The sequence below is a fragment of the Thermoproteota archaeon genome (assembly GCA_003352285.1).
Lineage (GTDB): Archaea > Thermoproteota > Nitrososphaeria > Nitrososphaerales > Nitrosopumilaceae > PXYB01.
This window is the reverse complement of sequence record QQVN01000005.1, coordinates 145,881-161,506: the sequence shown is the minus strand read 5'-3', so window position 1 is coordinate 161,506 and position 15,626 is coordinate 145,881. Positions and strand designations below refer to the sequence as shown.

General features: G+C 33.8%; 19 protein-coding genes. 7 read left to right on the top strand and 12 right to left on the bottom strand.

The features are described from left to right. Window positions 1-105: 105 nt before the first annotated feature. Genes DWQ18_07100 through DWQ18_07090 form a run of 3 tightly spaced genes read right to left on the bottom strand, consistent with a single transcriptional unit; the run spans window position 106 to window position 2,018 of the window. Window positions 106-633, bottom strand: a complete 528-nt coding sequence (locus tag DWQ18_07100; protein ID RDJ32945.1) for a hypothetical protein — start codon at window positions 631-633, stop codon at window positions 106-108. Continuing rightward, window positions 614-1,267 carry a hypothetical protein gene (locus DWQ18_07095; protein ID RDJ32944.1) on the bottom strand — a complete coding sequence of 218 codons (654 nt, stop codon included), beginning with the start codon at window positions 1,265-1,267 and terminating at the stop codon, window positions 614-616. The genes DWQ18_07100 and DWQ18_07095 overlap by 20 nt, the downstream gene beginning before the upstream one ends. Before the next feature lie 55 nt (window positions 1,268-1,322). Then, a complete protein-coding gene (locus DWQ18_07090; protein RDJ32943.1) occupies window positions 1,323-2,018 on the bottom strand; it encodes a hypothetical protein in 696 nt (231 codons plus the stop codon). Window positions 2,019-2,162: 144 nt separating this feature from the next. Between DWQ18_07090 and DWQ18_07085 the strand changes: the two genes are divergently transcribed. Further along, window positions 2,163-3,224: a GHKL domain-containing protein gene (locus tag DWQ18_07085; protein ID RDJ32942.1), complete on the top strand. Its 1,062-nt coding sequence runs from the start codon at window positions 2,163-2,165 to the stop codon at window positions 3,222-3,224. On the opposite strand, the gene DWQ18_07080 is transcribed toward DWQ18_07085, so the two are convergent. Next, complete coding sequence (locus DWQ18_07080; GenBank protein ID RDJ32941.1) at window positions 3,202-3,495, bottom strand: hypothetical protein; 294 nt, start codon at window positions 3,493-3,495, stop codon at window positions 3,202-3,204. The genes DWQ18_07085 and DWQ18_07080 overlap by 23 nt on opposite strands. Before the next feature lie 297 nt (window positions 3,496-3,792). On the opposite strand from DWQ18_07080, the gene DWQ18_07075 reads away from it, so the two are divergent. After that, entirely contained in the window at window positions 3,793-4,251 is a 459-nt protein-coding gene (locus tag DWQ18_07075) for a 50S ribosomal protein L15e (GenBank protein RDJ32940.1), read from the top strand. Window position 4,252: 1 nt separating this feature from the next. After that, entirely contained in the window at window positions 4,253-4,732 is a 480-nt protein-coding gene (locus tag DWQ18_07070; GenBank protein ID RDJ32939.1) for a hypothetical protein, read from the top strand. Here DWQ18_07070 and DWQ18_07065 read toward each other — a convergent pair. Continuing rightward, complete coding sequence (locus tag DWQ18_07065) at window positions 4,718-5,377, bottom strand: TlpA family protein disulfide reductase (GenBank protein ID RDJ32938.1); 660 nt, start codon at window positions 5,375-5,377, stop codon at window positions 4,718-4,720. The two genes, DWQ18_07070 and DWQ18_07065, sit on opposite strands and share 15 nt — an antisense overlap. Window positions 5,378-5,414: 37 nt before the next feature. Here DWQ18_07065 and DWQ18_07060 point away from each other — a divergent pair, with 37 nt between their 5' ends. Beyond that, entirely contained in the window at window positions 5,415-5,975 is a 561-nt protein-coding gene (locus DWQ18_07060) for a HEAT repeat domain-containing protein (GenBank protein RDJ32937.1), read from the top strand. On the opposite strand, the gene DWQ18_07055 is transcribed toward DWQ18_07060, so the two are convergent. The 4 genes from DWQ18_07055 to DWQ18_07040 are packed head-to-tail and all read right to left on the bottom strand — an operon-like array spanning window position 5,972 to window position 11,564. Next, window positions 5,972-8,059 (bottom strand): SMC family ATPase, encoded by a 2,088-nt coding sequence (locus DWQ18_07055; GenBank protein ID RDJ32936.1) that lies wholly within the window; start codon window positions 8,057-8,059, stop codon window positions 5,972-5,974. The genes DWQ18_07060 and DWQ18_07055 overlap by 4 nt on opposite strands. Then, on the bottom strand, window positions 8,043-9,194 hold the full coding sequence (locus DWQ18_07050; GenBank protein RDJ33426.1) for an exonuclease SbcCD subunit D: 1,152 nt from the start codon (window positions 9,192-9,194) through the stop codon (window positions 8,043-8,045). The genes DWQ18_07055 and DWQ18_07050 overlap by 17 nt, the downstream gene beginning before the upstream one ends. 1 nt (window position 9,195) lies before the next feature. Continuing rightward, complete coding sequence (locus DWQ18_07045) at window positions 9,196-10,728, bottom strand: ATP-binding protein (GenBank protein ID RDJ32935.1); 1,533 nt, start codon at window positions 10,726-10,728, stop codon at window positions 9,196-9,198. Continuing rightward, window positions 10,725-11,564 carry a nuclease gene (locus DWQ18_07040; GenBank protein RDJ32934.1) on the bottom strand — a complete coding sequence of 280 codons (840 nt, stop codon included), beginning with the start codon at window positions 11,562-11,564 and terminating at the stop codon, window positions 10,725-10,727. Before DWQ18_07040 ends, DWQ18_07045 begins: the two co-directional genes overlap by 4 nt. Window positions 11,565-11,663: 99 nt before the next feature. Here DWQ18_07040 and DWQ18_07035 point away from each other — a divergent pair, with 99 nt between their 5' ends. The 3 genes from DWQ18_07035 (at window position 11,664) to DWQ18_07025 (ending at window position 13,944) form a co-directional block, all read left to right on the top strand. Continuing rightward, the gene (locus tag DWQ18_07035; GenBank protein RDJ32933.1) at window positions 11,664-12,482 is read left to right on the top strand and encodes an aspartate dehydrogenase; all 819 of its coding nucleotides are present in this window, start codon (window positions 11,664-11,666) and stop codon (window positions 12,480-12,482) included. Between the two features lie 76 nt (window positions 12,483-12,558). After that, complete coding sequence (locus tag DWQ18_07030; GenBank protein ID RDJ32932.1) at window positions 12,559-13,512, top strand: quinolinate synthase NadA; 954 nt, start codon at window positions 12,559-12,561, stop codon at window positions 13,510-13,512. A gap of 30 nt (window positions 13,513-13,542) precedes the next feature. After that, window positions 13,543-13,944, top strand: coding sequence for a hypothetical protein (locus DWQ18_07025; protein RDJ32931.1), 402 nt, complete (start codon window positions 13,543-13,545; stop codon window positions 13,942-13,944). On the opposite strand, the gene nadC is transcribed toward DWQ18_07025, so the two are convergent. From nadC to DWQ18_07010, 3 genes are read right to left on the bottom strand one after another with little or no spacing between them, the layout of a single operon-like run. After that, entirely contained in the window at window positions 13,941-14,765 is an 825-nt protein-coding gene (gene nadC / locus DWQ18_07020) for a carboxylating nicotinate-nucleotide diphosphorylase (GenBank protein RDJ32930.1), read from the bottom strand. The genes DWQ18_07025 and nadC overlap by 4 nt on opposite strands. A gap of 1 nt (window position 14,766) precedes the next feature. Beyond that, entirely contained in the window at window positions 14,767-14,955 is a 189-nt protein-coding gene (locus tag DWQ18_07015; GenBank protein RDJ32929.1) for a transcription elongation factor Spt4, read from the bottom strand. Between the two features lies 1 nt (window position 14,956). Beyond that, window positions 14,957-15,571, bottom strand: coding sequence for a DNA-directed RNA polymerase (locus DWQ18_07010; GenBank protein ID RDJ32928.1), 615 nt, complete (start codon window positions 15,569-15,571; stop codon window positions 14,957-14,959). Window positions 15,572-15,626 lie beyond the last annotated feature (55 nt).

The window sequence follows — 15,626 nt, the reverse complement described above, 5'->3', positions numbered from 1 at the left end:
TATTGGATTAACCATTTTGAAAAAATATCTGTCTAAAGAAAACAAACACTATTGAAATTTCTTTAAATCATTTTCTTATATTCATTAAAAATTCATCTATCTATCCTATTGACAATGAAAACTATCAATTTCACCATTCATTATTTGATAAAACTCATATCCTGAATATACCTCAGATACTACAAGTGGAATAAATCCCAAGATGGATGTATTGTAATTTACCTGTACGAACATTTTGTTACTGTCTATCCTTGCAATGTCTGTTCCTGCAAATTCTGTATTCATAAAGAGCAACATTATGGGCGATGAATTTTCTTTCATATCTGAAATTCCAGTAGCTTCAATCATAGAATTTGAATTGATCGTAACTGGTTCCACCGTAAAGGTACCGAGTTTCTGATTATCAAAATACAAATCCATATTGATTGCTCTAACTGTGACTGGAAATTCTGATGCATTACATAACTCAATCTTTCCACCATGCATCATTACTATATAATCAAACGAACTATTTTGATTCCATCTGAATTCAATGTTTTCTACTGATGTTGCATTAACAAATGAATATGCAAGCGTTCCCACGATGACAATTGATGCTATTATGACTATGATGCTATGTCTGTTCACTTTCATCACTTGCATTGATGACTATGACTCCAATTTTTATTAAATGTGCTAAAGCATTGGCAAATTCTTCATCAGAAATCCCATTGTCTTCTTGAATCCATAGTTCTGTAGTATATCTGAACCAATCTGGTATTGATGATTCATGATTCTCTTGTACTGCTTGCTGTTGGATAACAATCACATTACTCTCTATCAAATATTCAATACCTTTTGCAAATTCTGAATCTGAAATCAAACCTTCAATCCACCATGCCCCTAGGTCCTTAATCCATACTGGAATGACTACTTTGCCAGAATCTTTTACAAAAAATTTCGTTGAGTGATATTTTCTATCATAATCCACTTCTAGGGTGTATTCTCCCTCACCAAAAATTTCTGCACCAAATGGATTGGGTGCAGTTATTGTCGTTATTTTTTCAGAAATTGGTAAATTAATTGGAGAACTCTTTTTGCCTGATGAATCAACTATGTGTATCACTGCAAAATCTCCAGTTACATTATCTACATTTATTGTGAATTTGAGAAAATCTCCAAAGTAATACGTCTGCTTGTCAGTTGATATCTGAATTCCTCCTTCTTGAGCAAATACCGTGGCCGTTGATAACATCATTAAACTAAACATTAATAGAATTTTTTTCATAAATTTGTAATTACATCGAGTAATAAAAACCCAAATTAGATGTTACAAATATTATCTAATTATTCCTAACATTCATTCTTTCTACAAGACTATTTACTGACTGTAGAATTTTTCTTGCTTCTTCTTTATTTTCTAGTGATTCTAATTGTTTTTTTATGACCTCGATTGGGTCTTCCTGTTTTTGTTCACTTTGCATTGATTCCTTCTTCTGAGCTAAAACAAGCTCAGCTTTGATTTCAGCTATCTGCTTGTCTTTTTCTATTAAATCTGATTGAGTTCTACTTACTTGAGACGTAAAGTATTCCATCTTTCTCTTTATCTCTTCTCTTTCGTTTTCAAGAAATTTTATTGCAGCCTCTATGTCGCCTGCCTTAATGTCTTTGTACTTTATTTTATCTAATTGTTCTTTTGTTTTTGGTTGATAAAATTGAAGTGAGTCGATCTCTTCTTGGAATTTTCTTTGTCTTTCATGAAACATATCTAATCTTCTTTTCTTTTCCATTATGCTTTCATTTACGAATTTTAGATACTGTGCAGTGTTTCCAACCTCGTCATTCATTTTGTTTTTTTCTTCTTCATAGACTTCAAAATTTGTTGAAGGTTCTCCATATTGATTTTTAAAAGTAATGCTTCTGTCTTGGACTTCCATTGCATCTGCAACTTCAATCTTTTCTCCAACACCAGTAATATGCGCCCATTCATCTTCTGCAGATACCTCTCTTTTTTTACGGTTGATGTGCTTTCCAGCCATGTTATTTTAGGTATTGATGAAAATATGATTTCATAGGCGTCCAAAAAGAACAGACAATTTCTGAAAAATCATTCGTTAATAGGTAAATTCTCTGTCCGTACATCTCAAACAAACACAAGTACATCAAATTTTATTTTCAAGTAAATGTCTATGCAAACCTCAAAACCTGATTTGCCAAATCCATTAATTCAAAATTTATCAGAGGTTGCGGCTTCGGCGTTTAAAGAATTAGAATCTACTAAACTGGATTTGAAAGAAAAGGAAATGCAGTTACGTGAGATTGCTGAAATTTCAAATCAAAAAATTAACGCTGCTGCTAAACTTAATCAGGATTTGCAAGGAAAAGTTGATCTATTACAAGATCTTTCTCAACGCCTCGAAGAACAAAATGATGAACTAAACAGACGAAATCAAGAGATGCAAATTAAAGAAAAAACTTACAACAATCTAAATCAAGAACTTCGTGCAGAACTTGAAAAAGTTACTGTCAAAGAAAAGGAATTGGAAATTCGTGAGCAATATCTTGAAAAAATGGTTGATGAAAAATCACAGCAGTTGTCCCGCTCTGAAAAAATGGCTACCATCGGTGAATTGACTTCTAGATTAGCACATGATCTTAGGAATCCACTTTCAGTCATTAAAACAACTCATGGTATCATGAAAACAAAACCTAACATGAAGATTGAAGAGCGATTACAGTATAATGGAAGAATAGACCGAGCAATACTACGTATTGTCCATCTTGTTGATGATGTTTTAGATTATGTCCGTGTTACTGAATTAAACCTGCAAAAAGTTTCTCTTCGCGCAGTAGTAGAGTCTGCTATTGATTCAATAGTGAAACCTTCTGACATTAACATTAACCGTCCAGAAAAAGATGTCAGCATTAACTGTGATTATAGGAAATTAGAAGCTGTTTTTGCTAACTTGATTACTAATGCAATTCAAGCCATGAATGAGGATGGTGACATTACTATTCGAATTACTGATAAAAATGACAAAGTTTTGATTGAATTTGAAGATACAGGTCCTGGAATTTCAGATTCTATTGCATCACAAATCTTTGATCCAATGTTTACCACTAAATCTTATGGTACTGGACTTGGATTATCAATCTGTAAAAGTATTGTCGAAAAACACGGCGGCGATATCACACTATCTTCTAATCCAACCACCTTTAAGATTACTTTACCAAAGAACCTTTAATTTTTTTAAGCATTCCATATCCTGCTAGTATTATTCCTGCAATCAAAATAGTTATTCCTACTGTAAACTCTATCTGTAATCTACCTTGTAAACCGATTGTATCAGTTGATTCTGTAATTTGTTCTACATTTTTTAGGTATTCTAATTGTGGATAGTCATATACTACTATCAATGAACCAATTATTATCAAAATCAAGCCTGCAAAAACATGTGCTGGTTTCACAATCATTGAAAATATTGCCTGATTTTGATTGTTACTGCTTTCCTTCAAAGTTTTTTTTGAAATCTGGCACGAATTTTTTCCTTGTTTCTTTGTACTTTGATATAGTAGTTAATGAGATCGTAAATCATCTCTTCTGCTGATAATTTCTCACATTCTTGTGCAGATTCTAAAAAATCGATATAGTCTTTATCATTTAGAGTTAGGATGATTTTCCTCAAGAATGAATGTGGTCAATTTATTGCTAAAACCTGATCAATTGATTTTTTGCTGATTTGAGGTTAATTCCTAATTTTTCCTCTCTCAAATTGCAAATAAGATATTAAGGGGATTTCGTTAGTTGGCGATATGCCTAGTCGTCAAGACCAAATTTGGGTTCAATTGTGGAAGGAAAATTCTCCAGACATTCGTGATAGGATTGTCGGATGGCGTAAACAAAATGCTATGACTAGAATTGACACTCCAAGTAGAATTCAACGAGCACGAAGACTAGGATACAAAGCAAAACAAGGAATTGTAGTAATCAGAATGCGAGTTGGTACAGGCGGCATGAGACGACAACGCCCAAGAGGTGGTAGACGACCAAAACATCTTGGTGTTACTAGAATTAAAGCAGACGTAAGTATGAAACAAGTCGCAGAGAATAGAGTTATGGAAAAACATCCAAACATGAAGCTATTAGGTTCTTATTTTGTTTACAAAGATGGTATGCACTATTGGTTTGAAGTAATATTGGCAGATCCTCATCATCCAAGGATTGCAAAAGATAAAGAACTTAGGAAACGAGTTCTACCTGGCGTAGCATAAATTGAAAACATTACTGGTACTTTTAATAATTTTTACAACTGTATCTCCCGCATTTGCAGCACCCTTATCTGATCGTACTGGTTTGAAACAAGACTTCATAATTGAAACGGGTGGTTATGAGTTTGAAGTTGAAACTGTCTCTAATTTTGATGTAAACAAGATTAATTTTGATGCCGAAGGAAAACGATTAACGCTGACAATTGATAGTGGACTAGAAAATAATTTAGCAGAAATTTACATTCCTAAAAATTTGATCAATGGCAATTTCACTTTTTTCCTTAATGATGTAGAAATTTTTCCAAAGGTACAGACAAGTGAGCAAATATCATTTATTACACTTGAATTCGTAGGTACAGGAAAACACACTCTAGATATTATTGGAACCACTTACCTACCAGAGTTTTCTGAAATAGCTCCTTTGGTTTTGGCTACTGGACTGATTGGTCTTTTATTTTTAAAAAAGCGGTCACTCATTAAGTAATGATTGAATCATTGGTTCCAAATTACCGCTCTGCCCAAAGGATACGTCTCGTAATATTCCTTTTCTGTCAACTAGAATTGTAGATGGTGTTCCTTGCAAGGAAAACATCTCAAATGTTTCTGCAGTATACTCTTTTGATTTCATGTAATCTTTGACTCTTTGAATAATCTGAGTGCGATAATCTTCTGGTTGTGAATCAAATGCTGGAATTTGTGAATAAATAAAATCCATAATTCTTGCATTATCGATCTCACCTGTTTCCTTGATAAGGGAATCCATAGCTACTGGAAATGGTATTTTATATGGTATTTTGTTTCCATCCAGCTGCTTGTATTGACCAAGTGATTGAAGGGTATCTCCAATCACTTCTCCTGTTTTTAACAATAATTTCAAATTGTCTAGTGTATTTTTATCAAAATCCTCAAACGCTGTTGCAATGCCTACGACTCGAACTCCTTCATCCTTGTATTTGTTGTAGATGTTTATCGCCTCAGGTATGCCATACATAAAACATCCCGGACAATTTACTTGGAAAACCTCTGCGAGAATGATCTTGTCTTTCTCCTGATCAAAATTTGTTGGCATTCCTTGGACCCATTCGGAAATTTTGAGATTAGGTGCTTTCTCGCCTATCTTTGCTCGCATAATTTAGTTGATTTGATTTTCTATTAAAAACATAACTATGTCTTTCCTTAATTTGAAAATACGAATTAGGATAATATATGAGACTAGGTGGCATTTATCATTGAGTCAAAAACAAGTCGTGACTGATGAGCGATTAAAACTATTTTCCGAAATGGAAGAAAAATATGAAAAAAAAGATGTAAAATATTTTGTAAATCTTTTAGAACATGATGATTATGTAGTGAGAACTCGATCAACTTGCATCTTGGTAGATTTTGGTGGAGAAGACAAAGTACCCTACATTGCCAAAGTTCTCAAAAATGATGTTAATGAGCTAGTCCGACACGAGGCTGCTTTTTCATTAGGTCAAATGGGTCATTCAATATGTGTTCCCCATCTAGTTGATGCCACATTAAATGATCCTAGCATGTTTGTACGACATGAAGCTGCAATAGCATTAGGTGTTGTAGGAAATAAGGAGGCAAAAGAAGCACTCCAAAAGGCTCTAAATGATCCTGATGAGCCAGTAGTAGAATCAGCAGTTGTTGCTTTATCCAACATTGAATTTATGGAAAAACTTAGCAAAAATGAAAAGTTTGCCAAGCTTACTGGCGGCTAGAGTGCTGTAACTACCGTTCCTGAATTGGAAGATTCGAATCTGAAAATCTGCTCAACTGCAGAATCTTGAAAAATCTCTGCATCATGAGTAATTATAATAAACTGCATAGGTACTTTTTCTTGTAGATTTCCTATCTCTGAAAGTTGAGATAGAACTTTGACTAATGATCTTCTTCGTTCTTCATCTAAATGCATTGTTGGCTCATCTAGAATGACAAAATTCAGATTGGAAGTTCCTAGTAACTGAGTCATTCCAAGTCTTAGTGCTAGTGCAATGCTTACCTGCTCCCCACCACTCAAAGATTCTAAATCTAAACTGGTGGTTTTTGAGTAACAAATTATTGATACATCCCTAGCTTTTTCTGATAACTCTATTCGCTGAATCTTTGTGTTTAACATGGATAGATATTCAGATGCCTTAAGTGAAATCATGTCTAATGCCCATGATCTTAAACTTGTTGCAACTGGACCGTCACGACTAAAAACATTGTTTTGAATGTTTACAAGATTATCGATATACTGTTTGACAACATTCAATTCTTTTAACGCTGATTCTGTTTTGGAAATTCTTTCTTCATCATTTCGAATTTTTTCTTGTATGGCTCCTAATTTCTGATCTAAACTACTTCCCTCTCTTTCTTTATCTGTCAAAGAATTTTTCAAATTTTTAAATGATTCAAAATCAAAATCTTTTGTCTGTTCTTCAAGTTGATGGATTTTTTCATACAACTGCTTTGAGTGTGAGTCAATTGATGCAATCTCAACTAATTGTCTTGAATTAATTGTTAATGGAATTTTTTGTATGTCACTACGCTTATTTTGTACTTCTTGTTTTAATTGACTAATTTCTTGAATTGATGTAATTGAATGAGTTCGGAGAATTGTTTCTGCATCTCTAATCTGCTGAATCTTCTTTGTAAAATCATTCTTCTTTATAGTGTATGCTCCGTGATCCTTTTCCAACTTTATAGTCTCATTTTTCATTCTATTGATCTCTTCTCTGAGGTGCTCTTCCTGAAATAATGGATTCAAATGATCAACTTTAGAATCACACACTGGGCATTTACCGTCATCAAGATGTAGTTTTTTTGCAATAGATTCTTGTTCATTTAGAGAAGCTATTTTCAGCTTAAGGCCTTCAATTTTCTTTAACGAATCTTCAATACTTTCTTCAATTGTTTTTAATACGTTTTCCAAATCATTTTTCTTCGTAATTATGTCAAAACAGCCTTCACATTCACTAATTTTCCTCTCTTTTTGAGTGATATCTTTCTGAATTGACAAGATTGCATCTTTTGCATATTTTACCAATTCATCTTTTCTCAAATTTAATTGCTGAATTTTATCCAATTTGGGGGAATCTCTTTCTATTTTTTCTTTAAGTTGTTTTATCTCATTTTGAATTTTTTCTTTTTCTGCAATGATTTGTTTATGTAAGGGAATGTTTTTTTCTACTTCTTCTTTTGATCTATCGACCTCATTTTTTAAAAAGTCAATTTGCGTATCGTCATAGTTTAATTCAGTTTTTATGGTATGTCTGAAGTTTTTTAGAATTTCTTTCATAAATTCTGATGAAATATCCAGCTTGTCGATACCTATTATGGCATTAATCAACTCTTTGAATTCTTTTGGTTTTGCCTTGATTATTGAATTAAGTTCTCCTTGCTGAACAATTGATGCAATTTTTAATTTTTCAAAATCTAAACCAATGGCTGATTCAATTTTTTTTGTCATAGATTCTCCAAATTGCTTTCTTTCTCCTTCTGCAATTGGAATCCAATCTTCCTCTTTTCTCTCTAAGAATTGTGATGACATTGTACCCTTTGTGTCTATTTTTCTAGTTGATCTATACTCTCTATCTCCCACAGTAAACGTAATGCTTGCAAATCCTTGATTTTGTCCCCTACGTACTAATCCTTTGTTAGATTTTCTTGTGTGTTGTCCAAATAATGCAAATGTAATTGCATCAATAACACTTGATTTACCTGCTCCATTATGGCCTACAAAGACTGTAACTCCATTTTCAAAATTTAGTTTTGTATCTGAGTGGGATAGAAAATCTCCAATCTCAACTGTTCTTATCATTTAGTTTCTCCTTTCTGAATTGTCTGTAATTATCTACAACCATCTGATTTGCTATTTCAACCTGATTTGAAGTCAGAAGCGGGAGTAGTTCGTTTATTGCAAAATTTCCAAGATGTTCAGATTTCAACGAAGTTATTGCAAGCTTTAGTAACTCATCATCAATTTTCGCAGGTTTTTCCAAGTAAATTGATGAATTATCTCCTTCTCTTGCAATTTTCCATGAACAGTATAATGTCTCAGGAATAAGACGTGAAACTTGTGCTTGAACAACATCTGACGGTATGTCTTTACCTCGAATTTTAATATCTACAATCGGCTTTTTCTTTGAATTTCTAAACTCTCCAATAATCTGGTCAATAGATGAACTAAGATCATCAAAATTTACCACAAGTGATCTCTGAGCTCGAAGTTCAAGCTCTATCCATTCAGGCTCTGCATTTTGACTTGAAATATCCACTTCAAAAAATCCTTTGGACGTTTCCTTAATTCCTTCACTGGTGGTTAATTCCGTTGAACCTGGATATGCTAGCGGTCCTCCTAGATTAGTAAATGATTTTAAAAATTTGTCATGAAGGTGACCCATTGCATAATATGTAAAATTTTTTGGAAGATCATTAGCACTTAATTCTCCAGCAAATTTGTTTACTTCCGATAACCCTTGATGTAATACTAAAATTTTATGACCTTTGAATTCTTTTGCTAAAGAATCAACTTTTGCAAATTTTTCTTCAAATTCATTTATTTCACTTTTTCTTATTTTATCAAATCCAACTATCATGACATCCTTAAAGTAAATGGGGTCGCCTTGTCCGATATATTTTGAAAATTCAAGTTTATGATAGACGTACGGAACCGGATATGCCCTTATTCTACTAATATCATGCTCTCCTAAGATGAAAAACGATTCTATGTTATTTTGTTTTAGTTTTTTTAATGCATGAGCCATATGCATTATTGCAGTCCCACTTGGACTTGGAGTGTGGAAAATATCTCCGGCAAAAATTACAAAGTCCACTTTATCTGCAATTGATCTGTCTATTGCCTGACTAAATGCTTCATAGACATCGTTCTCTCTTTCTTCTGAGTTGTATTGAGTTAATCCTAGGTGTGTGTCTGAAATGTGTGAAAAACGCATTCTAATCAACTAACAAGTCTTTTTGAATAAGTTTTTGTGTTGATTCCTTTGCGATTCCTTCAAATTTTTTTGCAACTGCCCACTCTGTCACTGCATTTTGATCTGCTCCCCTGGTCTTTTCTTTAACTTCTTGAATGTGAACTATTGATGGAAGATTTGCCCATTGTCCAACTAAAATTGCATCGCCTACATTTAGTGATGTTAATTGCTCTATCAAATTTTTACTGATTGATTCAGCCGCTGACGTGATTTGACTCTGATCATCTTCTTGAACAATTTTCATTATTGCAAGTGAACCCATTTGGCTTAAAATATTTGGATCTAGGCTCCTTGGTCGCTGTGAAACTACTGCTAAACCGAGTCCAAACTTTCTACCTTCTCTGGCAATTTTTGATGCCCAATACTTTGCTTGTGTATCTTCTCCTTTGGGAATAAACACGTGGGCCTCTTCAATTACTACAAAAATTGAAGTTCCAAATCTAGGGGACCTCTTTGTTGTTTGTTTTGCATTTTTTGCACGAATTGATTCTTTTCTGTCATTTAGTAATTCTTGAAGATAATATGAAACAGCTACATTTGCCTGTTTTTCACTAAGGCTAGAAATATTCAGTACGTTAATTCTTCCCTCTTTGATTAGACCAATGGGATCAACTACATCGGGATCTAAAATATCTGAAAATTTATGTTGCGCATCATCAATTTTGTCTTGAACCCTTCCACCAGAGTATGTGTATTCTTTTTTGTCTTTTTTATTTAGTTGAATTATTTCTTCTACTTGATCATTTAGTGCCATCCAGAAGTCTTTACTTTCTTTAACTTGTTTGGTAAACGCCATACGAAGAATTCTTTGTTGAATACTAGCATTATCCCGTATCTCTAACACTTCCCCAAGTGATTCTGCATCTAAAAGTCTGGGATTGATCTTTGCATCAATCACATTAATTCTTGGAATGGCTAGATTACTGTAGTCGTCATGATAATCAAAAATTATCACAGTCCCACTTAGACTGTCAATTTGTTTTGCTAGTAATGAAACTAGATTGCTTTTCCCCATTCCAGTCATCGCCAAAATTCCAACATGACGCGCAACTATTTTGTTGATGTTAATTTTTGCATCAATTTCTGGATTCCTTAAAAGAGAACCAATTCTTATCCATTCATTTCCATCAGGCCCAAAAATTTTCTCCAAATCTTTTTTTGATGCTTCAAGAATTTCTGTTCCTGGTAATGGAGGTATTGCAGGAACTATTGATTGACCTTTTTGTAATTTATCTAAGAAACCCAAAATCATTATTTGTGATGTGTACCCCTTATCTCGTTTGTTAATCTCTGCAATCTCTTTGCTTTCTACTGCTTCATCAAAATTTCTAACATCTGATAATGCTACACTTGAAACATATGATCTTTCAACTAATCCTAAAATTTTACCTTCATCAGAATTGATAATAACATATTCTCCTATTGATAGTGCTCTTGAAGCTAGAGCAGTAATTCTTGTAGGTTTTGATTCTCCAATTACGTATCCTATGATCAACCTAGGACCTCCCTTGAACCAATCTCTGTTGAAAGTCCATGCAGACTAACTAATTTTGCAAGATCTTTTCCACTAATCTTACAATTGTTGTGTGCAAGCTTTAATGAATATGGGTATCCGCCAACACTATTTTTATACAGTTTATTGAGCAATTCCTTAATTTCCGTTTCAGTATAGTCTTCCCCTAGTAATTCAATTTTGATTAATGGTAAGGATTCACTTAATCTAGCATATGTAGATGATATGATTTTGTCTTTACCATAACTTGGATCCTTAAACAACTTGCTAAATCCAGGTGATTGGGTTGCATGATTAAAATAGAATATGTCTCCTGCAATTGAGCCTAGTTTCTCAAATTGAGCTCTGGTGTTTGATGTTTTGGAAATGAAAATAACATTTCCACGTTTTTTCATTACTCGAACTATTGATGATGTGAGGGATGATTGTCTTGTCATAAATTGAGAATACAAAGAGCCATCCATCAAAACTAAATCTGTTAAATCAACCGTCTTCTCGCAAGCTTCAACTTCCATCTTACTTGCAATAGACGAAATATCTGATTGAGGATATCCCAAACCAAAATCATGTAGATCTTCTAGAATCTCACCATCTGATTTTACAGAAACTGCAGTGACTGCCCACATTTCTGCGCCTTGGAATTTGGTACTGTTAAAACTACTGTCAATACCTGCAATTACACTCTCAATTTTTTCTGGAACAAATTCAACCCAATTTTGTCGTGCTTCTTCTTTAATTTGCTCAAATTTTGGCCCCCTAAGAATTTCTAGAGTCTTTTCACGCCTCTTTATGGCATCTTTGAAGACACTATTGAGCATAGGAGTACTTTGATCCTGAAGATAAAATCTTTAGGTTATGCCAATGTTTTACTAATAATAGACTAAAATTAATTACAAGTTGAATCCAAGACGATCTAATTGAAAAAAATTGCTTTGTTAGGATGTGGGGCGATTGGCACTCAAATAGCATTATCTATTGATTCTGGAAAAATTCCAGCTTTGCTTACACATGTGTTTGATCAATCTGAAGAGCGCTCAAATGAATTGATTTCAAAATTATCCAAAAAACCAGAAATTGTAAAAAACTCACATTTACTTTCATCAAATAACGTTGATTTGGTAGTTGAGGCAGCTTCTCAAAATGCAGTCAAAGATGTAGCATTAAGTGTTTTACAAAATAGAAAGGATATGATGATCATGAGTGTTGGCGCTCTGTTGGATGAATCCATTTTTGAAATTCTTTATGATGCATGCAAAGAATTTAAAAAAACAATTTATCTGCCATCTGGGGCAATTGCCGGTCTAGATGGTATTAAAGCTGTAAAAGATGAACTGGATGCAGTAACTTTGACTACTACAAAGCACCCAAGATCATTAAAAGGCGCAAAATTTTTTGAAACTTCTGATATTGATATTGAATCAATCTCGGCGCCTACTGTAGTTTTTCAGGGTTCTGCTAAAGATGCTGTTTCATTATTTCCCGCAAACATCAATGTTGCAGCATTATTGAGCTTAGCCGGATTAGGAAGTGAAAAAACATCTGTCAAAATTATAGCTGATCCGAATTCTATCACTAACACACATCAGGTAGAGGCAATAGGTAAATTTGGAAAGATGTCATTTATCGTTGAAAACATACCTGATGCAAATAATCCAAAAACAAGTAGACTGGCTACTTTGTCTGCAATTGAAAGACTGAGGGAAATATGTTCTCAAGACATTCAAATTGGAACCTAAATTGGCAATTATTGCCATAAAAGCGTGAATTATAGAAATTACCTGTCTCTTTCTCATTCTTTAAATTCGCTCATAAATCACTCACAATAGTTTGAATTTACAAGATGAGATACTTGCATTAAAGAAAGAAAAAGACGTTGTTATCTTAGCTCATAATTACCAAATTCCACAAGTTCAAGATGTTGCTGATTTTGTTGGTGATTCTTTAGGTCTTGCACGTCAAGCTGCAAAGACTCAACACAAGACAATCTTGTTTTGTGGTGTACACTTTATGGCTGAAACTGCAGCCATAATATCTCCAGAAAAAAAAGTATTGATACCTGATCTGGAGGCAGGATGTTCTCTTTCTGATTCCATAACTGTTAATGATCTAAAAAATTGGAAAAAGCAACACCCTAATGCTATTGCTGTAGGTTATGTCAATACTACTGCTGAAATCAAAGCAGAGCTTGATTATTGTTGCACTTCGTCAAATGCAGTAAATGTAGTAAAAGCGATTCCAGAGGATAAAGAAATTTTGTTTCTACCTGACATGTTTCTTGGCTCCTTTGTATCTAAAATGACTGGAAGAAAAAACATGTACATCTGGGCAGGTGAATGCCATGTACATGCTGGTATAACGCCAGAAGATGTTACACAAAAACTTGATTCCATGAAAAATGCAGAATTTGTCATTCATCCTGAATGCAGCTGCACAACTCCTATGATGTATGATGTAGCTGCAGGAAATTACAAAGGAAGACAAGTACAAATTCTGTCAACAGAAGGCATGATGAATCATGTTAGTAAATCTCAATCAAATCAATTTGTTGTTGCAACGGAGACTGGAATATTATATAGAATGCGTAAACAAAATCCAGAAAAAACATTTGTTGCAGCGTCTGATAAAGCAGAATGTCAATACATGAAGATGATTACTCTGCAAAAAGTCTTTGATTCTTTATCTGAAGATAAATATGAAGTTAAAGTCCCAAAGCAAACTGCCGATAAGGCCAGACTTGCAATTGAAAGAATGCTTGCAATAAGTTAACTTCATCATTCTTATCACTTTTGAAATCACATGACGGGATTATTTGGGAAAAAACCTAGCGAAAAAGAATTTTCAGTACGCAATCAAATGAAGGAATTACGAAAGTTAGTCAAAGACAAGCAATATGATAAGGCAATTAAGATTGGAGACGAAATACTTCGAAAAACCCCTCATAATCATGATGTGCATTTTATCGTTGGAGGCATATACTACATGCGAGGTAAATTAAAAACTGCATTAGTACACTTTGATGAGGCATTAAAAATAGGTGAATATGATCCTGACGTGCTTTTGTTAAAAGCAAACGCTCACTTTAAGCTTGGTCAAATTAAAGACAGTATTGCATCTTGTGAGAAATTAAAAGAGATTGATCCAAAAAATAAATCACTAAAAGAATTAGAATCAAAAATTCAACAAAGAAACAAAAACTAATTTTTAACTTCTAGGCTCAAATCTATGCCCATAACTGAATTTGTTATGGAACCAACTGAAATTATATCGACTCCTGTTTTTGCATATGATTTAATGTTCTTTTTTGATATTCCTCCTGATGCTTCAAGTTTTACTTTATCTCTAAGCTTATTTTTCTCTAAAATCTTAATTGTTTTTTTAATCTGATTTGGCGAAAAATTATCTAGCATGATTATTGTTGCATGCTCTTTTGCTGCAATCAGTGCATCTTTTTGGTTTTCTACTTCAACTTCAATTTTCTTGTGTTTTTTTCTGGCTTTACGAATTATCTCCACTAATGAATCTCCTACCTCAATATGATTATCTTTTATCATGACCATGTCATCTAGTCGCATTCTGTGTTTGAACCCTCCTCCAATACTTACTGCTTCTTTGTCAAAGAATCGTAAACCTGGAGCCGTCTTTCTTGTTGCAAACAATTTTGTCTTGTTATTTCCAATTAATCTGCTTAACTCGTTTGTCTGTGTGGCTATTCCACACATTCTAGATAACAAATTCAATGATGTTCTCTCACATGATAAAATTGAATCTGCATTCCCTGAAATTTCCATAATTACATCATTTGGATTTATTTTACTACCGTCCGTTTTCTTAATTTTGACTTTGCATTTTTTTAATGTAAAAACTTCTTTTGCATATTTTGTTCCTGCCGCAATGCCTTTCTCTCTAGAAATTATCTGAGCACAAATTTTCTTTTTTGGTAAAAGTGCACTTGTAATGTCTCCTTTTCCTATATCTTCAGCTAGAAATCTCTCTAAATCTTTTTTTGGACTATTGCCCAACTTATGTTACCTTGATTGCGTACTTTCCTTTTGATGTAATGCCTAAGGTCTGTGCAATTTGAGAATTTTCTGGATTAACTACTAGAACAATTCCGTTCCAGTCTGGGGTAAGATCTGATGATTTGCATGCGGGACAAACTTTTCCTGTTGTAACGAACTTGCATTTTCTACAAGCCATCTCTCTGACCATTTTACTTCTCCTTTACTTCTACAGCCTTTTCTTCTTTCTTTGATGGCTTGTCACTATCTGCATCGCTTCCACCTTTTTTGATCTCTTCTGCAATCCATTCATCAGCACCTAAGAATGGCTGTCTGCATGTGATTCCTATCTTTCCCATTGAAGCTGCTTTACCTAATGATACAGCAGTAATTCTAGAACGTAATGTTGAACCAACTTTGAGAGTTCTTCCACTTTGATTTGCAAGAATCATTCCTGACTTTACATCACTCTTCAAATAATCATCCATTACTTGTGAAAGGTGTAGTAATGCGTCAGTTGGGCCAATTCTAACAAATGCACCAAAGTCTGTAATGTCTACAATCTCCCCTTGAACAATCTCTTGTAGTTTTGGATAAAATGTTAATGCCTCAAACTCAACTTTGTGAAATGTTCCTCCATCTCCGGCTACCATCTTTCCCATCTCGTCTACTTTGGCATCTAAAATCATAATGATGTATCCCAAATCTGCATTGATCATGCTTTCGTACTTTTCTTTGAGAATGTTGATTGCCGCTTTTTTGAGAGTTGTGCCAAACAAGCTAGGTGGTATCCTTACAACATCGACTAGGGTAGATATAGAAAACAACTGTGCACTGATTTCCGAATCTGAATTTATGAATCTTTGGGTAATTTTTCACAAA